General features: G+C 53.0%; 16 protein-coding genes. 12 read left to right on the top strand and 4 right to left on the bottom strand.

Going from position 1 to position 21,409, the window contains the following annotated elements; genetic code table 11:
• The first annotated feature begins 53 nt into the window (after positions 1–53).
• The 5 genes from mltB (at position 54) to lipB (ending at position 4,511) form a co-directional block, all read left to right on the top strand.
• On the top strand, positions 54–1,127 hold the full coding sequence (mltB, locus tag ACXUPB_RS12575; RefSeq protein ID WP_472952703.1) for a lytic murein transglycosylase B: 1,074 nt from the start codon (positions 54–56) through the stop codon (positions 1,125–1,127).
• Positions 1,124–2,170 carry a septal ring lytic transglycosylase RlpA family protein gene (locus ACXUPB_RS12570; RefSeq protein WP_472952701.1) on the top strand — a complete coding sequence of 349 codons (1,047 nt, stop codon included), beginning with the start codon at positions 1,124–1,126 and terminating at the stop codon, positions 2,168–2,170. The genes mltB and ACXUPB_RS12570 overlap by 4 nt, the downstream gene beginning before the upstream one ends.
• Before the next feature lie 96 nt (positions 2,171–2,266).
• Complete coding sequence (locus tag ACXUPB_RS12565) at positions 2,267–3,481, top strand: D-alanyl-D-alanine carboxypeptidase family protein (protein ID WP_339934675.1); 1,215 nt, start codon at positions 2,267–2,269, stop codon at positions 3,479–3,481.
• A 53-nt stretch (positions 3,482–3,534) separates the two neighbouring features.
• Positions 3,535–3,846 (top strand): HP0495 family protein, encoded by a 312-nt coding sequence (locus ACXUPB_RS12560; RefSeq protein ID WP_472952698.1) that lies wholly within the window; start codon positions 3,535–3,537, stop codon positions 3,844–3,846.
• Between the two features lie 2 nt (positions 3,847–3,848).
• Complete coding sequence (gene lipB / locus ACXUPB_RS12555; protein WP_179915907.1) at positions 3,849–4,511, top strand: lipoyl(octanoyl) transferase LipB; 663 nt, start codon at positions 3,849–3,851, stop codon at positions 4,509–4,511.
• Between the two features lie 56 nt (positions 4,512–4,567).
• On the opposite strand, the gene lipA is transcribed toward lipB, so the two are convergent.
• Positions 4,568–5,626, bottom strand: a complete 1,059-nt coding sequence (gene lipA / locus ACXUPB_RS12550; protein ID WP_472952696.1) for a lipoyl synthase — start codon at positions 5,624–5,626, stop codon at positions 4,568–4,570.
• A gap of 172 nt (positions 5,627–5,798) precedes the next feature.
• The gene (locus ACXUPB_RS12545; RefSeq protein ID WP_035557245.1) at positions 5,799–6,785 is read right to left on the bottom strand and encodes a LysR family transcriptional regulator; all 987 of its coding nucleotides are present in this window, start codon (positions 6,783–6,785) and stop codon (positions 5,799–5,801) included.
• A 247-nt stretch (positions 6,786–7,032) separates the two neighbouring features.
• Here ACXUPB_RS12545 and ACXUPB_RS12540 point away from each other — a divergent pair, with 247 nt between their 5' ends.
• From ACXUPB_RS12540 to ACXUPB_RS12515, 6 genes are all read left to right on the top strand, one after another.
• Positions 7,033–9,591, top strand: a complete 2,559-nt coding sequence (locus tag ACXUPB_RS12540) for a DUF3141 domain-containing protein (RefSeq protein ID WP_472952693.1) — start codon at positions 7,033–7,035, stop codon at positions 9,589–9,591.
• A 293-nt stretch (positions 9,592–9,884) separates the two neighbouring features.
• Entirely contained in the window at positions 9,885–12,512 is a 2,628-nt protein-coding gene (gene topA / locus ACXUPB_RS12535) for a type I DNA topoisomerase (protein WP_035557252.1), read from the top strand.
• Positions 12,509–12,970, top strand: coding sequence for a DUF6586 family protein (locus ACXUPB_RS12530; RefSeq protein ID WP_472952691.1), 462 nt, complete (start codon positions 12,509–12,511; stop codon positions 12,968–12,970). Before topA ends, ACXUPB_RS12530 begins: the two co-directional genes overlap by 4 nt.
• A gap of 52 nt (positions 12,971–13,022) precedes the next feature.
• Positions 13,023–13,487: a ferritin family protein gene (locus ACXUPB_RS12525; RefSeq protein ID WP_472956750.1), complete on the top strand. Its 465-nt coding sequence runs from the start codon at positions 13,023–13,025 to the stop codon at positions 13,485–13,487.
• Positions 13,488–13,641: 154 nt separating this feature from the next.
• On the top strand, positions 13,642–14,271 hold the full coding sequence (locus ACXUPB_RS12520) for a L,D-transpeptidase family protein (protein WP_035557261.1): 630 nt from the start codon (positions 13,642–13,644) through the stop codon (positions 14,269–14,271).
• Positions 14,272–14,496: 225 nt separating this feature from the next.
• Complete coding sequence (locus tag ACXUPB_RS12515; RefSeq protein ID WP_022523170.1) at positions 14,497–14,760, top strand: Lpp/OprI family alanine-zipper lipoprotein; 264 nt, start codon at positions 14,497–14,499, stop codon at positions 14,758–14,760.
• A gap of 186 nt (positions 14,761–14,946) precedes the next feature.
• On the opposite strand, the gene ACXUPB_RS12510 is transcribed toward ACXUPB_RS12515, so the two are convergent.
• Positions 14,947–16,098 (bottom strand): L,D-transpeptidase family protein, encoded by a 1,152-nt coding sequence (locus ACXUPB_RS12510; RefSeq protein WP_472952689.1) that lies wholly within the window; start codon positions 16,096–16,098, stop codon positions 14,947–14,949.
• A gap of 110 nt (positions 16,099–16,208) precedes the next feature.
• Positions 16,209–19,658 carry a transcription-repair coupling factor gene (gene mfd, locus ACXUPB_RS12505; protein ID WP_472952687.1) on the bottom strand — a complete coding sequence of 1,150 codons (3,450 nt, stop codon included), beginning with the start codon at positions 19,656–19,658 and terminating at the stop codon, positions 16,209–16,211.
• A gap of 261 nt (positions 19,659–19,919) precedes the next feature.
• On the opposite strand from mfd, the gene ACXUPB_RS12500 reads away from it, so the two are divergent.
• Positions 19,920–21,374, top strand: a complete 1,455-nt coding sequence (locus ACXUPB_RS12500; protein ID WP_179915912.1) for a glyceraldehyde-3-phosphate dehydrogenase — start codon at positions 19,920–19,922, stop codon at positions 21,372–21,374.
• The last annotated feature ends 35 nt before the right edge of the window (positions 21,375–21,409 follow it).

The following is a 21,409-nucleotide window of genomic DNA, read 5'->3' as shown; positions in this document are numbered from 1 at the left end:
GATGGTTCTGGAATTAATCGTTCTGGGATAAAGAGCTCAGGAGTGGAGAGTTAATGAACAAGGTTCAAGGGAAGACGAGCCGCTATTTTTTGGCAGCCATGATGTGCTGGGTAACGCCCATAACAATTGCGGATGAGCCTTCTGAGGGGGAACAGCAAGCTGTACCACAGCACTTTGCACCTCGGCAAAATGCTGACAGCCAAGCGCTGATGGAAGAGTTAGTTGAGCAAGGGGTGCCGCAAGCGTGGCTAGAAGAGGCGCTCGGACAGGCTAATTATACTCAAAGTGTACTGGACGCTATGAAAGGGGCCGCCGAGCGACGTTTAAAGTGGCATGAGTATCGCGCTATTTTCATGACCCAGCAGCGCATTGAGGAGGGCGTTGAATTTATTGATGAGCATGCTGACGCCTTGGCGCGAGCCGAAAGTACCTATGGTGTTCCCGCTGAAATAATTACCGCTATTATTGGCGTTGAAACATACTACGGCCGTCATAAAGGCCAGCACCGTGTATTGGATTCGCTGGCGACGCTGGCGTTTCATCACCCAGTGAGAGGCGCTTTTTTTCGCGGTGAGCTGGCAGCATTTTTACGTATAGCGTACGAGCAGCAGGTTGACCCAGCTAGGCTACGTGGCTCTTATGCAGGTGCCATGGGCTATCCGCAGTTTATCCCCACCAGTTACCAAGCCTATGCAGTAGATTTTGATGACGATGGCCGCCGCGATCTGTGGGAAAACCCAGTCGATGCGATTGGTAGTGTCGCTAATTACTTTGCCGAGCATAACTGGAAACCAGGGGCTGATATTTATCACCAGGCCACTGGGCCAGACGAATTGCCTAGGGAGCTATTACAGGAGCTCTCGTTTAACCAAACATCGACGCCTGCAGTGAGTGTTGCCCAACTTGCTGCGCATGGGCTGACGCCTAATGAGTCTCTTGATAGTGAATTGTTGGTCGTGCCATTGGCACTTGAGTTCGCTGATGGCGAGATTCACTATCGGTTTGGCGAGTATAATTTTTATGTGATTACTCGCTATAACCATAGTCACCTGTATGCCATGGCTGTAGCCGAGTTGGCAGAAGAGATCGCCGCATTGCACGATAAGCTGCATGAGGACGAGGCATGAATAGCAAACTGACGATAACCAGGCGTGCTGGTGGGGTAATCGCCTTGCTGGCGCTGGTCAGTGGCTGTGCTAGCAATGATACCCAGCGTATTGATGTGCCTAGCTCGGCCAATCAAGCAGCAGCCCCCGGTTCGTCGGCCGCTACGAGTGACGGACGTTACGCCATGAGTGGAGATGCCTACCCACTTGAGCCGCCGGATGTTACCAAAGTGCCCGATGCAGAGCCGCGCATTGAGCAGCCCTCTCAAGGTGGCAACCGCTCAACCTATGAGGTGTGGGGAAAAACCTACCATGTGCTGTCCGATGCCACAGGTTACGAAAAACGTGGTACGGCCTCTTGGTATGGTGAAAAATTCCACGGCTATGCGACCTCAAATGGCGAAATTTACGACATGTATAAAATGTCGGCAGCGCATCGCTCGCTGCCCTTACCCACGTTTGCCCGGGTAACCAACTTGGATAATGGGCAATCAGTGATTGTCAGGGTAAATGACCGCGGCCCGTTTCATAGTGACCGTGAAATAGATCTCTCGTATGCGGCAGCGGCACGATTGGGTTTTCTCGACCATGGCACCGGCTCCGTTAAGGTTGAAGCGATCAACCCCGAACAGTGGCTAGCCGAGCGTGGTCGAGGGGGGAGTGGTTCTTCCCAACAAGCAAGCGCTCAGGAGCCGGGACAAGTTGCTTCAAACGTTCCGTCGGTTGTTGCCCGGCAAATGGCGTCTAATGTTTCAGTATCTAATTCCTCAGTGCCTACTGCTTCAGCACCTGCTGCGCCCTCACGAGAATCGGTATCTCAGCAATCGCCAAGCCAAGGCGGGACAGATGACGCCGTTTACCTTCAGATTGCTGCACTTGGTAACCCGGAAGGTGCTCATCAGTTACAGCAGCGTTTACAGGGGGAGCAGCCTCACAACGTGCGTATTATGAGTGATGCTGACGTCTACCGTGTGCAAGTAGGTCCGATTAGTCCGGGGCAAGAGACACAGGCGCGCGAAACACTGCGCCAAGCGGGGTTCCCCCAGGTCTTTGTTGTGCGATAATTAGCATCCTATTTATTTCTTGTGGCGCGCTTTACGCGCCGCCTTGTTTTTAAAAAAAGCTTTACAAGTAAGCTTTCAAGTAAGTGAGACTGACGTATGAACGTGTTTACATCCATTGGTCGCTCTGCACGCCTGTGCCTTTTTGCTGCAATGGCGACGGTTGCTGTGCCTGCCAGTGCACAGCAAGTTCCTCAGCCGGTAATACCGCAGCCGCAAACCATTATTCCTGCGGCTCCCCAATTAGCGGCAAGTTCGTGGATACTCATGGATGCCAACAGTGGCCGCATCTTGGCGGAGCATAATTCTGATGAGCGTCTCCCACCAGCGAGTTTGACCAAGCTGATGACGGCCTATTTAGTTGAGCGTGAGCTTGATCGCGGCACTATTAATCTGACTGACATGATTAATATTAGTGAGAATGCGTGGCGTACCGGCGGCTCAAAAATGTTTATCGAGGTGGGTGATCAAGTTTCGGTAGATGACCTTCTTCATGGAATCATTATTGTGTCGGGTAACGATGCCAGTGTCGCCATGGCTGAGCATTTAGCGGGTGGAGAAACGCCCTTCGCGGATCTGATGAACCAACATGCCACTCGGCTGGGAATGAATAATACAAACTTCCAAAATGCCACGGGCTTGCCGGGTGAGCAACACTACTCAACTGCCCATGATATGGCACGCTTATCGCAGCACATTATTAATGATTATCCCGATCATTATGAAATTTACTCCCAGCGTACCTTCTCTTATGGCGGCATCGACCAGCCCAACCGTAACCGCTTGCTGTGGCGTGATCCTTCTGTCGACGGCTTAAAAACCGGTTGGACCACTGAGGCGGGTTTCTGCCTAGTTTCATCGGCTAAGCGTGACGATATGCGCTTGATTTCGGTTGTGATGGGCACCACCTCTGATGAAGCTCGTGCTCAGGAAACGCAAAAGCTGCTCAGCTATGGTTTCCGCTTTTTTGAGACCATGAAGCTTTACGAACGTGGTGCCGTGCTGGCAACGCCGCGTGTGTGGGGCGGTGATATTAACGAATTACGCGTGGGTGTCGATGAAGAGGTCTTTATGACCTTGCCGCGTAACCGTAATGAAGAGCTGCGTGCGCGCCTTAATCTGAATCCGGATCTTCAGGCCCCGATTGCTATTGGTGATGAGGTCGGCACCCTTGAAGTTCATCTGGGCGACGAGGTGGTCGGTGAGCGTCGCTTGGTGGCCCTGGAAAACATTGAAGAGGGCGGTCTTTTCAAGCGTTTGTTTGATCAGGTGCAGCGCTTCTTTAGTGGCCTAATCAGCAACTTTACCGACTAAATATTGATTAGGCTTGAGCCGTTGGTTTTGTTTTTTGCAATGATGGGGTTGCTATGAAAAAAGGTACGCCACACGGGCTGCGTGATTTGCGCCAACCGGCGGTTCAAGAGCCGCCTAAAATCGCTTTTCCCTGTGATTACTCGTTAAAAGTCGTCGGCGATGCCGCCGAAGACTTTCCTGCCTGTGTGTGCCAGGTCATTGTGCGCCATGCGCCTGATTTCGACGCCACGACCATGCAGGTAGTTGATAGCCGTAATGGTCGTTTCCAATCGGTTCGTGTGGTGATTAGAGCGACCGGAGAGCAGCACATTAAAGAGCTGTTTGAAGCGCTCAAAGCCACCGGCCGTGTCCATATGGTGGTGTAAGCGTGAGCGACGCCGAGCCAATTAAGCTGCATCACTTAGGGCGCCAACCCTATTTTCCTGTTTGGGAGGCGATGCGCTCACTGACTGATACCCGCGATGCTAATACCCCTGATCAGTTCTGGTTGGTCGAGCACGATCCTGTGTTTACTCAAGGACAGGCAGGTAAGCCAGAGCATTTGCTTTTGCCCGGCGATATTCCGGTAGTGCATACGGATAGGGGAGGACAGGTTACCTATCACGGGCCTGGTCAGGTGGTGCTATATCCGTTATTGGATGTGCGGCGTGGAAAAATTGGCGTACGCGATTTAGTCACTGCATTGGAGAATGCGGTGATTGATGTGTTAAGCAGTTACGGGGTAAGCGCGCGTGCGCGGCCTGATGCGCCCGGTGTGTATGTAATGACCGACGCAGGTGAAGCTAAAATTGCTTCGTTGGGCTTGCGTATCCGGCGTGGGGCAAGCTTTCATGGCGTAGCGCTAAATGTCGATGGTGACTTAACGCCTTTTTTGCGGATTAACCCCTGCGGCTATGCAGGCATGCCTATGGTGAGGTTGGCCGACGTTGCATCGCTGCCAAGCGACCATCAGGTCGGGGAGCAGTTGGCGAAAGCGCTAGCCAAACGGCTAAATCGCGAGCTGGTCCGTGTAGATAGCTCGCCACTGTAAAAAGGGAGCCTCTGGCTCCCTGTTTCAACAAGCTTTGTATAGCGCTGGAGTTAGTCTTATCCTACGTTTAGTGCTGGAATAATATTGGGATTCGCTTCTTGTTCCTGACCAGGAATTGCAGCGGGTGAGGCGAGCCCAAGGTTATTCTTTTCAAACACGCGATCGGCGCGATAGCTGGAACGCACCAGCGGGCCAGAAGGCACTTCCATAAAGCCCTTCTCCAAACCGATCACACGGTAGCGGTCAAACTCTTCTGGCGTTACCCAGCGCTCAACCGCCAAGTGATTTTTGGTTGGGCGCAAATATTGACCAAGCGTGACGATATCGACACCGATTTCACGCAGATCATCAAAAGTCTGCAAGATCTCTTCGTCAGTTTCGCCCAATCCCAGCATTAAGCTGGTTTTGGTGATGATGTCAGGACGGTAGCGCTTGGCATGGGCAAGCACATCAAGCGTTTTACGATAACCCGCTCGCCGATCACGTACACGGCCTGTTAATCGTTCAACGGTTTCCACGTTTTGGGCAAATACTTGTAACCCAGAATCAACAACGCGCTCAATAGCACTCAGCTCGCCATCGAAGTCAGGCGTTAAGGCTTCCACGACTACTTCAGGTGTGCGCGCTTTAATGGCACTAATACAGTTGGCATAGTGCGATGCACCGCCATCGTTGAGATCGTCACGGTCTACCGAGGTGAGCACGATGTAACGAAGGCCCATTAACTCCACTGACTTCGCGGTGTTTTCAGGTTCTTCGTGATCGAGCCAGCCTTGTGGGTTGCCGGTATCTACCGCGCAGAATCGACAAGCGCGGGTGCATACTGACCCCATAAGCATGATAGTCGCCGTGCCGTTGCTCCAGCACTCGCCCATATTGGGGCAATGAGATTCAGCACAAACGGTGCTTAGTCGATGGGTAGCAACGTTCTTTTTGACCGCTTCAAAACGCTCCCCCCCAGGGATCTGTGCGCGCAGCCACTTGGGCTTGCGTTCAAGAGAAGGGGCTTCTGCCTGCGCTTTGCGCTGCTTCATGCCATCCTTGATCACCGTCATGCCATGTTCATTACGGAATTTTTCACCGCTAGACACGCGTTGCGGAGGGATATTGCTCATAGGGACAGAGCCTCTCTTTTGTGCGGTAGGCCGAGTACGTTAGCAGGCGTTAAGCCCTTACAAGACCTGCCAATTGATACCTGATTAATTAATACGAAGTGCATCCGATATTTCATCGTGCTAATAGCTACTAATGTAACATACCTCACTGTCAACAGGACACCGCATGGCCCTAGGGCGCAAGCATTGGCAGGCAAGCGACGCCGTGGCTCGGTAACGGGCTTGAAGGTGCTTGAAAGTGGCGGCGGTAATCGGGTAAGTGCTCACGGATAAAGCTTAAGAAAAGCTCTGCCACCGGTGTGGGAAAGCGTTCCCGCGCATACACCGTGCACCAGGAGCGGTGGATCGGAAAATCGGGCAGCCCCAGCTCAAACAGTAACCCTTGTTCAAGCTCAAGCTGTACCGCCAAACGCGGCAGCACGGCGACACCCAAGTGGGCCATTACACCGCCTTTAATAGCTTCATTGGTGCCCAGCTCAATACAGTGGGGAAGGGCAACCTGCTGATTGGCGGCCATTTGTTCAAAGGCGTTGCGCACGCCAGAGCCTGGTTCGCGCATCAACACGTAGTGGCGTGCAAAATCTGCCAGGGAGGGCTCCGGCATGGAGAGCAGGGGGTGTTCCGGCCAAACCACCGCGATTAATTCATTATCAAGAATCGGCATCACTACTAAGCGATCATCCTCAGGCACCATCGCCATAATAACGAGATCATCCTGCTGCTCAGTCAACCGCTCTAAGGCTTGGCTGCGGTTGCATACCTTCAAGCGAACGTGCACCTCTGGGTAATGAGCACGGAAACGAGCGAGTAAGTAAGGCACGACATATTGCGCCGAGGAGACTGCCGCAATATTAAGTTCACCGCTTATTTTGCCGTTAATGTCCGATAGGTTCATTTCCAGGCGTGAAAGCTGACCAAAAATTTCTCGTGTCGAATGGGCGAGCGTATCTGCGGCGGGAAGCGTGTGGAGCGTTTTGCCCGCGTAGTTAAAAAGTGGCTGCCCCAACGCCAGCTCAAGCTGGCGTATTTGTGCGCTCACCGCGGGCTGGGTAAGCCCTAGCTGCTCAGCTGCGCGAGAATAAGAGCGTTGCCGGTGCACCGCCTGGAAGACCTGTAGTTGCCGAAATGTAAGGCGATTGAGCAGAGTAGGGGATGACATAGCAACCTCGTAGTGAACACTCTTTAATGTCGCTAGGACTAATGCCCAATACAGGCTTTATCGCCAGCGCAACGCATGCTAACACTGAATCTTTGGCGCTGCTGAAAGAGCGTTATGTCGCCCCTTGGTCGTAAATATTAGGGGTAAAGATCGACGTCGCGCATGTAGTGGCCTAAACTATATTGCATTGCAGCATCCTCATTGCTGCCCGGTTTGATGCCGGCGCATCAACCCCATGGGAGAACCTATGAACTTTCTCGCCAATCCTTTGCTAACCACCAGCGCTTTTACTGACGCCTGGCTAAAGCAACAAAATGGTTCCACAGCGTTGCCAAGTAGTGAACCGATCGCTTCCTTATTCGACCCATTTGGGTTTGGACGGGCGGCCTTCGGTTACTGGCGCGATAGCATGGAGCGTGGCGTTTTGTACCTGGACGTTATGCGCGAGCGTGGTAATCAGTACCTTGAACATATGGAGCAAACCAAGCCCAGTGTGTTGGGGTTTGATACCGAAGTGCTGCTGGATGGGCGGACGCTACCGCGGCCAACTAACTATGAACTGTTGCGCGTACTGCCCCATGAAGGGACTGAAACTGACCTACAAAAACGTCCTTTTGTAGTGATCGACCCGCGAGCGGGGCATGGGCCAGGGATAGGTGGCTTTAAGCCAGACAGCGAGTTGGGGGTGGCGCTAAAAGCGGGGCATCCCTGCTACTTTATTGGTTTTTTACCATTTCCTGAGCCGGGTCAAACCGTCGAGGACGTAGTTGATTCAGAAATTGCATTTCTACGCCATGTAATTGAGCTTCACCCCGAAACCACCGAAAAGCCAATGGTGGTGGGCAATTGCCAAGCAGGCTGGCAAATCATGATGGCGGCCGCACTAGAGCCAGATGTGTTTGGGCCGATCCTTATTGCCGGTGCGCCGCTTTCTTATTGGGCGGGCGAGCATGGTAAAGCCCCAATGCGTTATACGGGCGGTATGACCGGGGGTAGTTGGATTACGGCACTCACTAGCGACATTGGCAATGGCCTGTTTGACGGGGCGTGGTTGGTGCAGAATTTTGAGCGCCTCAACCCGGCTAATACGTACTGGAAAAAACAGTATCACCTTTACGATAACATCGATACAGAAGCGGGCCGATACCTCGACTTTGAACGCTGGTGGGGCGGTCACGTCCTGTTGGGCGGTGAAGAAATTCAATATATTGTCGATAATCTGTTTGTGGGCAATCGACTTTCTACCGCGCAGTTGGTGACTCGTGATGGGCGCCGAATCGACCTACGGAATGTGCGCTCACCGATCGTGGTGTTCTGTTCTCGTGGGGACGATATTACCCCGCCGCCGCAAGCGTTGGGCTGGATTCGTGATTTATATGAAAACACAGATGACATCATCGCCAACGAGCAAACTATCGTCTATTGCCAGCATGATACTACCGGCCACCTAGGTATATTTGTTTCGGGTAGCGTGTCGCGCAAAGAGCATACCGAATTCACTGCCAATATGGATTACATCGACGTACTCCCGCCTGGGCTGTACGAAACCTCCATATCCCCGGCGGAAAAGGGCGAAGATGCCGAGCTGTTCGAGCGTGATTATCTGCTCGAATTTATGCCGCGTAACTTTGAAGAGTTAGATCAGGCAGTGATGCACAAGCCTGAGGATGATCGTCGCTTTGCCACCGTGGCGCGTATATCAGAAATTAATTTGGGGCTGTATCGGATTTTTATGCAGCCCTGGCTAAAAGCTATTATGACGCCGGAAGCTGCCCGCTTTATTCGTCGTATGCACCCGATCCGGCTGGGCTACAAACTGCTTTCCGACCGTAACCCGCTTTCCGTGCCGTTACCGGTAATGGCAGAAGCGGTGCGTAAAAATCGTCACCCTGTGTCTCAAGATAATCTGTTTAAAGCACTTGAAACCATGGGCTCTGACCAGTTGGTTGCAAGCCTCAATGCGGTGCGCGACTTACGCGATAGTAGCACCGAAAAAATGTTTATGGATATTTATGGCCAGCCGCTGTTGCAGGCCGCCGTAGGCCTTTATGGCGATGCCCATGTGCATCGCCGCCGCCCTGGGGCTGAGCCCGAGCACCACCGCTTCATGGAGCAGCGTCAGGAAGCGCTGCGCGAGAAGATTACCCACGGCGGTGCGCACGAAGCGGTGATGCGCTCGCTGATCTACGTGCTCGGCGGTGCTCCAGCCACGGATGAGCGTAACTTTAAGCGGTTACGCGCCTCCCGTGCCGAGCTTGAGCCAGGCATAGAGCTGAGTGAATTTAAACGCCTAGTGCGCGAGCAGTTCTTTATCTTGAAGCTGGATCGTGAGCAAGCGCTGAATGCACTGCCTATTTTGCTCAAGGGTAATAGCAACGACGATATCGATGGTTATATTAGCCATCTTGAGCACGTGTTTGCCGCCAGTGGCGAGCTTTCGGAGCATGCTGCAAATCGCTTTGTTCAGATAAAGGCGCTTTTTGATCAGGCGCGGCCTAGCAAAAAGGAAGCACCTGCTACTCCTAACGCTGCCAAGGCAAAGGCGAAAACATCTACAAAGTCACAAACGGCTACGACTGGCGTGGTTGGTAAAGCTGTTAAATCGGAAGGAGCTAGTCAGGCAAAAGCTAATGCAGAAGAAGCTAAGCCAAAAGCAGCTAAGCTAACTTCTGTTGAGCCCTCGGCTGCGCCTGACAAAGCAGAGGGAAAAGCCACTAAACCCTCTGCAGCCGATGAGGAAAGCACCAAGTCAACAGTGAAATCTGACAGCGTTAACGAAGGTAATAAGCCATCTGACAAACGCTAAAACAGTATGTTAGCTCACAGCGCCCCCGCCTATATGGTGGGGGCGCTTTGTTTGTCTGTGTGCCTTTTGGGTTGCCGTAATGCCAGTGGCAGTCTAGTGTCTAGCTACTCTTTGTCTGAAATCTACGGATTCTTCCTACGGCTTGGTTGCTACTGGCGCTTAGCCAAGGGCTGGGGTAGGGTAGGCGCATTTTTTCATCCGTATCTTTGTTAATGGGCTGTTTCATCCCGGCGATACGGCACCGAATTTAGAGCACGTGCTAGACAGCCCGTGCATTAGGAAAGTGGAGCACTATGGGCAAGTCACTGGTCATCGTCGAGTCGCCAGCTAAAGCGAAGACGATTAACAAATATCTCGGCAACGATTTCATCGTGAAGTCGAGCGTGGGTCACATTCGTGACCTGCCGACCAGCGGCTCAGGTAAGGCAGCCTCCGACCCTAAGGAGCGCGCACGCCAGGCCGCAGCGACACGCAAGATGTCGGCGGAAGAGAAGGTGGAATATAAGAAGCGTAAGAGCCAAGATCAGCTAATTCGGCGGATGGGGATTGACCCTAACAACGGCTGGGAAGCCCGCTATGAGGTGCTGCCCGGAAAAGAGAAAGTCGTTGCCGAGCTAAAGAAGCTGGCTGAGAAAGCTGACGCTGTCTATCTCGCAACGGATTTGGATCGCGAAGGGGAAGCCATTGCCTGGCACCTGCGTGAGACTATCGGTGGAGACGACAGCCGCTATAAGCGCGTGGTGTTTAATGAAATCACCAAAAATGCCATTCAGGACGCGTTCAAAGCGCCGGGCGCGCTAAATATCCCTCGGGTGGAAGCACAGCAAGCTAGGCGTTTCCTGGATCGCGTGGTGGGCTTTATGCTTTCACCTTTGCTGTGGGCTAAAGTGGCGCGTGGGCTTTCGGCTGGCCGTGTACAGTCCGTCGCGGTGCGTCTAATTGTTGAGCGCGAGCGCGAAATTCGTGCCTTTATTCCTGAAGAGTTTTGGGATGTGCACGCGGATTTGGCTTCTCCCGAAGGTGAGCTGGTGCGTTTTGCCCTGGTTCGTCAGGATGGCAAAGCCTTTAAGCCTACCTCTGAAAGAGACACCCTGGCGCGTATTGAGCAGCTTAGAAAAGCCAAACTTGCGATTACTTCGCGGGAAGACAAGCCCACCAGTTCCAAGCCGACAGCGCCCTTTATTACCTCTACGCTACAGCAGGCCGCGAGTGGCCGGTTAGGATTTTCTGTTAAGAAGACCATGACCATGGCCCAGCGTCTGTATGAAGCGGGCTATATTACCTATATGCGTACTGACTCCACCAATCTTTCAAAAGATGCAGTGGAAGGCGTGCGCAGTTATATCGGCGAAGAGTTTGGCGAACGCTATCTGCCTGAAGCGCCTAATCGTTACAGCAGTAAAGAGAGTGCTCAAGAAGCCCACGAAGCGATTCGTCCCTCCAGCGTTGAACGCAAAGCATCAGACCTGTCCGGCATGGAGCGTGATGCAGAGCGCCTTTACGAGCTGATCTGGCGCCAGTTTGTGGCTTGCCAAATGACGCCTGCTGAGTACCTGTCCAGCACGCTTAGCGTCGAGGTTGATGGGTATGAGCTGCGTGCTAAAGGACGCGTGCTTAAATTTGATGGTTATACACGGGTGATGAAGCCCAGCGGTAAAAATGAAGATCAGAGCCTGCCTGACTTGCCTAAAGGCACGCCGATGGGGTTGGAGGCACTCGATCCTCAGCAGCACTTTACCAAGCCTGCACCGCGTTACACCGAAGCAAGCCTGGTGAAAGAGCTTGAGAAGCAGGGGATTGGTCGTCCTTCTACCTATGCATCGATTATCTCTACGATCCAGGATCGCGGCTATGTGAAGCTTGAAAACCGCCGCTTTTATGCCGAGAAGCTTGGCGATATCGTGACCGAGCGGCTGAAAGAGTCCTTCCCTGATTTGATGGATTTCTCGTTCACTGCACGCATGGAAGATAGTCTTGATGAAGTCGCCGAAGGCGAGCGTAACTGGCAGGCTTTGCTAGATGATTTCTACGGCGAGTTTCGTGAAGAGCTAGCCAAGGCGGAGAGCGAAGATGGTATGCGGCCCAATCAGCCGGTGCCCACCAATATTGACTGCCCGAAATGTGGCCGCCATATGCAAATTCGCACCGCTTCAACAGGCGTGTTCCTGGGCTGTAGCGGCTACAATTTGCCGCCAAAAGAGCGCTGCAAGACCACCATTGATCTGATCCCAGGTGAAGAAGCGGTAGCGGAAGACGCGGGCGAAGAGGCTGAAACTAATGCGCTGCGTGCTAAGCGTCGCTGCACCAAGTGTGGCACGGCGATGGACAACTACCTGATTGATGAAACGCGTAAATTGCACATTTGTGGCAACAGCCCTGATTGTGATGGGTATGAGGTGGAGAGCGGAAAATTCAAGATTAAGGGCTATGAAGGGCCTGTGATTGAGTGCGATAAGTGTGGCGCTGAGATGCAGTTGAAATCAGGTCGCTTCGGTAAGTATTTTGGCTGCACCAATAGCGAGTGTAAAAACACTCGCAAATTATTGAAGAGCGGCGAAGTGGCACCGCCAAAAATGGATCCAATCCCGATGCCGGAGCTGGCGTGTCAAAAAGTGGACGACCATTACGTGCTGCGCGATGGCGCGAGTGGCCTATTTTTGGCGGCGAGCAAATTTCCTAAAAATCGCGAAACGCGGCCGCCGCTGGTGAAAGAGCTGAAAGCGCATGCCGAAGAGCTGCCTGAGAAGTACCATTTTATTCTCAAAGCGCCTAGCGAAGACCCCGATGGTCGCCCCGCTCAAATCCGTTATTCGCGTAAGACGAAAGAGCAGTTTGTGATGACTGACGAAGAGGGCAAAGCCACTGGCTGGAAGGCCATGTTTGAGGCTGGTAAATGGCACGTGGAGGATAAGCGCAAGTGAATGCACGCTCGCGAACCAATCAGTTGCTCTACCAAGCGGAGCTGTTAGCCATTATACCCGCAGGGGAGGATGAGCATGCCCCTTCGCGGCAGATGGCACTGGAGGAGAGTGCGTTGGCGCTCTTTGAGCTGGCGTTAGAGTCGCTTTTACGTGAAGTCACTGAGCACGCTCGCTTGCCAGAGCATCGCTGGCGTGTATTGTTATCTCAGCAAGGCCCAGCTTTGGCAGAGCTACAGCGCCTGCGCGACTTAAACGCTCAGCCGGAAAGTTGGTTGAATTGGCTGACGGGCCAGCTTGAACGCCTACATAGCGATGAAGGTGTTGCGCGGCGTACTAGTCATAATCCCGCTATGATTAAGGTGGATAGTCAAGCGAGTTTGCCTCAGCAATTGCTGGATAACCTTCAGGCGGCGAAGCGCGAAATAGCTGCTCTGCGTGAAACCAGCCTGGAGTGGTAAAAGGCTCGATTTTACCCGTTGGTCAAGTAAGCACCACGAAAAGGAGATCATGATGCGCTATAACCAAGTTAAAGATTTAGTCGAATGGGCGGCAGGCTTTCACGCGCGAATGGCGCGTCAATACAGCGAGGCCGCCGATAAAGCCGACAATGAACGCTTAAAAATGGGATTAGATTATCTCGCCAGCCGTGAATTGAAGATGAAAACGGGTCTTGAAGACTTGTTCCATGACGGTATGGATCATTCTGAGGTGCTGGAGACGTGGTTCGACGAGTCGAGCGAATTCCCTGAGCCACCAGAACTGGACCGAATTGCGGAGCAAACCGTTACAGGCTCTATAGAAGATGCCATGAAAACAGCCACAACTGCCCATGAGCGTTTGCAGGCGTTGTATAAGCATCGTGCCGCACGTTCGAGAATTGAACCCGAAGCAGAGTTCTTTGATTCGCTAGCGGAAGGGCATAATTCTGAAATACGCCACATGATGGCGAGTATGGAAGAGTTACAGGGCGTTTAATGAGTATGTGCCACTGCCGAATGCATCATCGCGTCGGGACGACCCAAAGCGGTACTATGACGAAATTACTAACGGCGGATGCGGGAATAAGGTATAACAGCCAATCTATGCGTTTAGTTGGTCAACCACAGGCTACTATGTTTCGAGAGCTGCCATGTTTTTAATCAATCGCCGTCGGTTTTTAGCTATGGCGCTGAGCTTGCCAGCGGTTGCTAGCGCTGCTGTCACTGCACCTAGCCAGGCTGCTCCCTCTGACCTTATCGAAACAGTGCTAACGCGCGCCCATATGCCGCGCCATAGCAATGAGCTGTGGGTACTGATTGATGATCAAGAGGCTACACTCAGTGTGTTCCGTGGTAATGCGCTTGTAGAGCGCTATGCACCCATATCCCTAGGGCGTGCAGGGGCGAAGACTCAGCGTGTTCGTGGCGATAACGTGACTCCTAAGGGTGAGTTTCGTATCAATCGTTTTAATTACGAAAGCCAGTGGCGTACCTTTATGGGGATTGATTTCCCAACGCCAGCCCATGCACGCATGGCGCTTGAAAAAGGGATTTATTCCCAAACCGATTATGAAGATTACTTCGACTACTACCGACGTAACGGTCATCCACCGCAAAATACTGCCCTGGGTGGGGCGATTGGGATTCATGGCTTGGGTAGCGCGGACCCCGATATTCATGGTCGCTATCATTGGACTCAAGGGTGTGTCGCCGTTACCAACGAGCAAATTGATCGCTTGGCATCGCTAGTGGGTGTTGGCACCCGTGTAGTGATCCGTTAAGCTAATGCCGTTGAAGGAAGTTCGAGGTTTTAAACAAGTGGCTATAGACAACCGCTGTAGTCTATTATAAAACAGCGTTTGACTTGCGAGCATCGCAAAACAAGTCACTGTAAAGAACCTGCACCGCAGGTAGACAAATTTAAGCTAAGTACGTTAGTAAAATGCGTAGCCTTATTTTTGTCATACCCTTAATGTAGTACCCAAGGACGACTCAAGGAGAACATTATGACTTTGAAAACTACTCTGAAGATGACTGCTGCTGCCGCTTCTCTGGCAATTCTTGCAGGTTGTGCTTCTACCAGCGCGCTGGAAGAAGTTCGCATGACTGCAGAATCTGCACAAGCTGACGCTGCAGAAGCACGCAGCATGGCTTCACAGGCTATGAACACTGCAAACCAAGCCCAGCGCGATGCGCAGGCTGCTCTGCAGATGTCTGAGCAGAACCGTGAAGAAATGAACCGCATGTTCCAGCGTTCCATGCAGAAGTAATTCTGCTTGGGCTGCCGAGGGTGTCACTAGGCTCTCTCAGCAGCTGCTGGATGAAAGCTGTAGTTAGTTAATTAATATTCTGTAGTAAGCAAGGCGCCGTAAGCAGAGGCGTCAGAACAGCAGTTTTTGATACTAGCTACGCAAAAAACCCCGCCTTGGCGGGGTTTTTTGTTGCCAGGTGGTTGGTCACGCGTCTTTATCGGGGTCAGTGGCGGCGCTGAGCTTAAGCTCGTCAATCAGCTCAACAGGCTCCGGTTCTGGCTCGGGAGCCTGAGGGCCATATAGGGCGATAAATTGGCCGTCAGGAGCTTCTACGGCGCGCTGAATCTGATCCGCGTCTATTTCAACGTCCCTATCAGTAGTTAGCGCTGTTACGCGTTCAAGGGCATTAAGCAGTGGCTCAAAGCCTTCTACGTTCTCTTCCAGCTGCGGGAAAGACTGGACAAACAAGGTGCCATCGGCTGCAAAGCCCGCTTTAAACGGTGCATCCATTAGGTTGACCTGAGTGCCGCTGGGTAAGCGCTCATAGAGCGATTTGATATCTTCCGGGTACATGCGAATACAGCCCCGGCTGACGCGCATACCGACGCCATCAGGGCGGTTGGTGCCATGAATCAGGTAGCTCGGCATGGCGAGTAGAATCGCATGCTCGCCAAGCGGGTTCTGTGGGCCGGGTGGAACTACCGACGGTGCCGGCTCACCTCGTTCAGCTGCTTCGCGACGCATGGACGATGGCGGTGCCCAAGCGGGGTCTTTAACCTTAACCGTGGTGCGAGTAATGCCCACGGGAGTGGCGAACTCTTCACGCCCTACGCTGACCGGGTAAGTTTCGACAATGCCGGGCTTGTCTGCAGGGTAGTAGTAGAGGCGAAGCTCTGACAGGTTAATGACAACGCCTTCCCGCGGCGCGGGTGGCAGAATGTACTGAGCGGGGATCACCACCTCGGTACCTGCGCCGGGTACCCAGAGACTGACATCCGGGTTGGCCATACGCATCTCTTCATAGCCAATGTTGTGGCGTCGGGCGATATCGATCAGCGTCTGCTTGGGGTCTTCGACAACGACGGTGTAGCGCTCCCCGATGACATCGCCTTTTTCAGGTAGGCGGAAGTGGCCACGGGGCAGCTCGTCCTGGTCAGCAACCTGAGCGGCGCTGTCCACAGCATCGATGCTGATTTCCTGTGCTTGCTTTTGGGTCGGCTCTTCTGACTGTTCTTGTACTGGGTTTTCTGTTTGCTCGTCAGCCGATTGCGCAAAAGCAGGGCTCGCCAAGCTCGCGGCTAGTAGTACTGCCAAGCTGGTGGGGCCCCAGAGGGTAAAGGTGTCGCGAATGTTCATGGTCATTCCTAATATGTTAATTTACTGCTGATGCGCGTCGTTGGGTCACTGATGTTAATCCACAAGGTGGGTTAACTAGGGCATGGCTACTGGCAAGTTTGCCCCAAGCGTCACGCTGCCGCTACTTTTTGATTAAGCGTACTAAGTAGGTTTTCAAGCTGTTGAAAGCGTTGGTCGACGTTTTCCATTGATAATTCAAATCGTAAGGTGTCAGAGCCATCTAAACGGAAGTGCTTTGGTGACGTCTGAATGAGGGTCACCAGGGTTAAGGGATCCACCTGGGTGCTGCTATCAAACAGTACTCTACCGCGGCTCTCGCCAGCCTCGATTTTGCTGATGCCTAATTGCTCGGCACGGTGGCGCAGCTTGGTCTGGCGAATCAGGTTTTTCAATGGATTGGGCAGCAAGCCAAAGCGGTCAATTAGCTCAACCTGTAATTCTGTAAGTTCGCTATCGCTCTGGGTGTTGGCAATCCGCTTGTACATCACCAAGCGCTGCTGAACATCATGAATATAATCACTTGGAATCAGCGCGGGCAGGTTGAGGTTGATTTCCACGCCGGTATTGAAGGGCGCGTCGATATTGGGTGTTTTGCCTGCACGAATGGCTTTGACCGCTCGATCCAGCATTTCCATATAGAGCGTGTAGCCGATGGTTTCCATCTGTCCGCTCTGTTCATCCCCCAGCAGTTCACCCGCGCCACGGATTTCCATATCGTGGCTGGCCAGGGTAAAGCCTGCACCTAGATCATCCGAAGCGCTAATCGCTTCCAGGCGCTTGATGGCATCACGGGTCATCGCTTTAGGCGGTGGCGTTAATAGGTAAGCGTACGCCTGATGGTGGCTGCGCCCGACCCGACCCCGCAGTTGGTGCAGCTGCGCCAAGCCAAATTTATCGGCACGTTCGATAATAATGGTGTTGGCGCTGGGCACATCAATGCCGGTTTCAATAATGGTCGAACACACCAGCACGTTAAAGCGCCGGTGGTAGAAGTCCGACATTATACGTTCCAGGCTACGCTCGGGGAGCTGGCCGTGGGCAACTGCCACCCGCGCTTCAGGAATCAGCTCACGAATTTTTTCGGCACTGTTTTCGATGGTTTTGACTTCGTTATGCAGCACATACACCTGCCCGCCACGCAGTATCTCGCGCAGTAGGGCTTCTTTAATGATACTGGCATCATGTTGCTGAACAAACGTTTTGACCGACAGGCGCCGTGCGGGCGGCGTAGCGATAATCGACAAATCGCGGATACCGCTCATGGCCATATTTAGCGTGCGCGGAATAGGCGTCGCGGTCAGGGTCAAAATATCGACTTCAGCGCGCAGCGTTTTGAGTTTCTCTTTTTGCGCTACCCCAAAGCGGTGCTCCTCATCAATGATAAGGAGTCCCATTTTGGGTAGCTCAACGCTTTTAGAGAGCAGTTTATGGGTGCCAATCACGATATCGGTTTGGCCGTTTTTAACACTCTCTAATGTTTGGGTAACCTCTTTGCCGCTGGTGAAGCGAGAGATCAAGCCAATATTGACGGCGGTGTCGGCAAAACGGTCGCGGAAATTCTCGAAATGCTGGCGCGCCAGCAGCGTGGTAGGCACCAGGACCACTACTTGGCGACCTGATTGCACGGCGATAAATGCCGCGCGCATGGCCACTTCAGTTTTGCCGAAGCCTACGTCACCACATACCACGCGATCCATGGGCTGCGGCGACGTCATGTCGCTGATTACCGCTTCAATGGCCGCATGCTGGTCGGGCGTTTCTTCGAATGGGAAGTTGCTCGCAAAACGCACATACTCCTCGCCTGGCGCTTCGTAGACCACGCCCTGTTGAGCTTCCCTGCGAGCGTAAACATCCAAAAGTTCGGCGGCAGTGTCACGAATCTTCTCAGCGGCTTTGCGGCGGGCTTTTTCCCACTGATCGGAACCCAATTTATGCAGCGGCGCCAGTTCGTCACCGGCACCGCTGTAGCGTGAAATCATGTGCAGGCTGTCGACGGGCACATAAAGTTTAGCGCCATCGGCGTAGGAGAGTGCTAAAAACTCATTGGCCTGACCGCCGGCCTCCAGCGTTTCCAGACCTAAATAGCGCCCAACGCCATGGGCTTGGTGAACCACCGGCGCGCCTTCGCGCAGCTCTGACAAGTGACGAACCGCTAGCTCGTTATCATCGGTGGCTTTTTCGCGCCGACGGCTTTGACGTACCACATCGCCAAACAGCTCTGTTTCACTGATCACCGCAACGCTTGGGTTGTTCAGCCACAGGCCGCTGTCCACCAAGCCTTCGGTAATGGCATAGGTGTGATCACTGGCGAGAAAGTCGTGAAAGCTATCGGTATGCGGGAGCGAGAGCTTAAGCGGCGCCAATATCTCTTCCAGCGCTTCGCGGCGGCCTCGTGATTCCGCGACAAACAGCACTCGGGTTTTAGCATGCGACTTCAAAAATGTAGTCAGTTCGCCCAGCGACTGCTTAGCGCGGGCATTGATAGAGAGTGTAGGCAGCGGTGCTGCTTCTGGCAGATACGCATGGCGCTGTTCGCTATCCTCAGTGAGCTCAATGCGCGGGCGTGCTTTTATAGCCGCAAAAACATCACTGACCGGGAAAAATGCTCGGTGAGGAGGCAGCAGTGGTCTGGTCGGGTCGACGCCCAGGTTAACGTAGCGGGCGTCAATGGATTGCCAGTGCTGCTCGGCGGCATCAAAAACGCCAGGCAGTAGGGCTACCCGGGTATCGTCGGTCAGGTGTTCAAACAGCGAAGCGGTCTGCTCGAAAAACAGCGGTAGATAGTGCTCCAGACCCGGTGAAGGAATGCCCTTTAATGCATCGTTATAGAGGGGGCACTGGCGCGGATCGACATCAAAGAGGGTTTCAAACTGCTCACGAAAGCAGGCGATGGCACTTCGGCTCAATGAGTACTCGTGGGCGGGCAGCAACTCTAGCGACTCAAGTTTATCGGTTGAGCGCTGGCTGCCGGGGTCGAAGTGACGCAGCGTGTCAATCTCGTCGTCAAACAGATCGATGCGAATCGGTTCATCCATGCCCATTGCAAATAGGTCGATCAATGCCCCACGCATGGCGTATTCGCCGGGTTCATACACCGTCTCCACGGCGCGATAACCCGCTCGCGAAAGTGATTCTCGGAACGCTTCGCGATTTAATCGCTCGCCAGTTTTGAGTGTCATTACCCGCCCGGCAATATATTCGACCGGTGGTAAGCGTTGCATCAGCGTATTGATTGGCACCAATACAATGCCGCGTACCCCATCCTGAAGCTGGCGCAGAGTGCGTAGCCGCGCCGAGACGATGTCCTGATGGGGTGAAAAGCTATCGTAGGGCAGCGTTTCCCAATCGGGGAAAGGAAGTACCGGAACGTCGCTATAAAAGTAGAGGTCTTGCTCCAGACGCTGCGCACTGGCCGTATTGGGGGTGATCACCAATAGCGGGGCGTGCTGGGCCACGCGTGAAAGAGCCAGGGCAGTCGCGCTGCCCGGTGGCGATGACCAGTAGAGCGTATCGCGAGTCCCTTGAGGCTGGGGGGGGGTGAGCAGAGAGAAAGTCGTCATAAGCAAGATATCGTTTTGCGCTGAAACGGAAAACAGATCATACACGATCACCCGTTTCAGTTAGAGTGCCGCGGCTTAAGGTAGTGGGTTAATATGTTATGAAAGTAGTTTTGTAGTGAGATTGGCGTTTCTGTAATACCCCTACATGTTGTGCGACTATCCTTTCATTGCGACGACTGCGCTTGCCCCGGATAATAAACTAAATTATTGGTTTACGACCCCGTTTCCACTTTCTGTTTCCACTACCTGATGAGGCCGCACGTGAGTCAGCAAGCGCTCGAAAACGTTTTTCAAGAATGGCAAGGCAACGAAGCCTTGGCGGAGCAGATGATCCCATTGGTAGGGCAGCTCTATCGTCAGAATAATGTTGTTGCCACCATGTTCGGGCGCTCGCTCATCAAACGGTCGGTCATCCGTATTCTCAAAGACCACCGCTTTGTACGCAAACTGGAGGGGACCGAACTCTCTGTTGAAAATACCTATCCGATTCTTAAAAGCATGGTTGAGTTAAATCTTGGCCCTGCGCATGTCGATGTGGGCAAGTTGGGGGTAATGTTTAAGCGCCAGGGCGGGGGCGATGTTGAAGCCTTTCTGCGCAAAGAGCTGCATGAAATTATTGATGGTTATCAGCCTGGCGCCAGCACCGGTGAGCCGCAAGATGTAGTGCTTTATGGTTTTGGTCGTATTGGTCGGTTACTAGCCCGGGTGATGGTTGAGAAAGCCGGTGGCGGCAACTTGCTGCGGTTGCGCGCTATTGTGGTTCGTGGCCGTGGCGATGTGGCTAAAGACCTTGAAAAACGCGCCAGTTTGCTACGCCGCGATTCCGTTCATGGACCTTTTGACGGCACCATCATGGTCGATGCTGAGGCGCGCACGCTAACCGTAAATGGCAATGTCATTCAGGTTATCTATGCCGATTCACCGAGTGAGATTGACTACACCACCTACGACATCAACAACGCCGTGATTGTTGATAATACCGGTATTTGGCGCGATGAAGAGGGCCTGGGCCAGCACTTGAAATGCAAAGGTGCTGCCAAAGCGCTGCTGACCGCGCCGGGTAAAGGCGATATCAAAAATATCGTTTACGGTATTAATCACGAGTCGATTGGCGACAATGATCTTATTGTCTCTGCCGCGTCGTGTACCACTAATGCGATCGTGCCGGTGTTGAAGGTGCTTAACGATGAGTATGGTGTGGTAAACGGTCATGTTGAGACCGTGCATGCTTACACGAATGATCAAAACCTGATTGATAACTACCACAAAGGCGACCGTCGTGGCCGCAGCGCGGCGTTGAACATGGTGTTAACCGAGACGGGCGCGGCTAAAGCTGTCTCCAAAGCATTGCCCGAGCTTGAGGGTAAGCTAACCGGTAACGCGATTCGCGTGCCGATCCCCAATGTCTCTATGGCCATTCTTAACCTGACACTGGACAAAACGACTGATGCGGCTGCGCTAAACGACTACTTGCGTCGCATGTCGATTGATTCTGCTTACCAAAAGCAAATTGACTTCGTTGACTCAGCAGAAGTGGTCTCGTCGGACTTTGTAGGCAATCGCCATGCTGGCATTGTTGATGCCAAAGCGACTATCGCCAACGGTCATCATGCGGTTGTCTATCTGTGGTACGACAACGAATTTGGCTATAGCTGTCAAGTCGTGCGTATTCTACAACAGATGTCTAATGTGCGGTTCTTAAAGCTGCCGCGCTAAATAGCTAAACAATAATATTGCTAAATTAGCCTCTC

Source organism: Vreelandella sp. DA03-1M (assembly GCF_055725665.1).
The sequence above is the reverse complement of the archived record's forward strand: the minus strand, read 5'-3'. Positions and strand labels throughout refer to the sequence as shown.

Excerpts from the sequence above, each read along its gene's own strand:
- ACXUPB_RS12540 (WP_472952693.1), top strand. The coding sequence starts at position 7,033 with ATGAACTTTCTCGCCAATCCTTTGCTAACCACCAGCGCTTTTACTGAC.
- ACXUPB_RS12545 (WP_035557245.1), bottom strand. The coding sequence starts at position 6,785 with ATGTCATCCCCTACTCTGCTCAATCGCCTTACATTTCGGCAACTACAG.
- lipA (WP_472952696.1), bottom strand. The coding sequence starts at position 5,626 with ATGAGCAATATCCCTCCGCAACGCGTGTCTAGCGGTGAAAAATTCCGT.
- ACXUPB_RS12525 (WP_472956750.1), top strand. The coding sequence starts at position 13,023 with ATGCGCTATAACCAAGTTAAAGATTTAGTCGAATGGGCGGCAGGCTTT.
- mfd (WP_472952687.1), bottom strand. The coding sequence starts at position 19,658 with ATGACGACTTTCTCTCTGCTCACCCCCCCCCAGCCTCAAGGGACTCGC.
- ACXUPB_RS12515 (WP_022523170.1), top strand. The coding sequence starts at position 14,497 with ATGACTTTGAAAACTACTCTGAAGATGACTGCTGCTGCCGCTTCTCTG.
- ACXUPB_RS12570 (WP_472952701.1), top strand. The coding sequence starts at position 1,124 with ATGAATAGCAAACTGACGATAACCAGGCGTGCTGGTGGGGTAATCGCC.
- ACXUPB_RS12565 (WP_339934675.1), top strand. The coding sequence starts at position 2,267 with ATGAACGTGTTTACATCCATTGGTCGCTCTGCACGCCTGTGCCTTTTT.
- ACXUPB_RS12520 (WP_035557261.1), top strand. The coding sequence starts at position 13,642 with ATGTTTTTAATCAATCGCCGTCGGTTTTTAGCTATGGCGCTGAGCTTG.
- ACXUPB_RS12510 (WP_472952689.1), bottom strand. The coding sequence starts at position 16,098 with ATGAACATTCGCGACACCTTTACCCTCTGGGGCCCCACCAGCTTGGCA.
- topA (WP_035557252.1), top strand. The coding sequence starts at position 9,885 with ATGGGCAAGTCACTGGTCATCGTCGAGTCGCCAGCTAAAGCGAAGACG.
- ACXUPB_RS12560 (WP_472952698.1), top strand. The coding sequence starts at position 3,535 with ATGAAAAAAGGTACGCCACACGGGCTGCGTGATTTGCGCCAACCGGCG.
- mltB (WP_472952703.1), top strand. The coding sequence starts at position 54 with ATGAACAAGGTTCAAGGGAAGACGAGCCGCTATTTTTTGGCAGCCATG.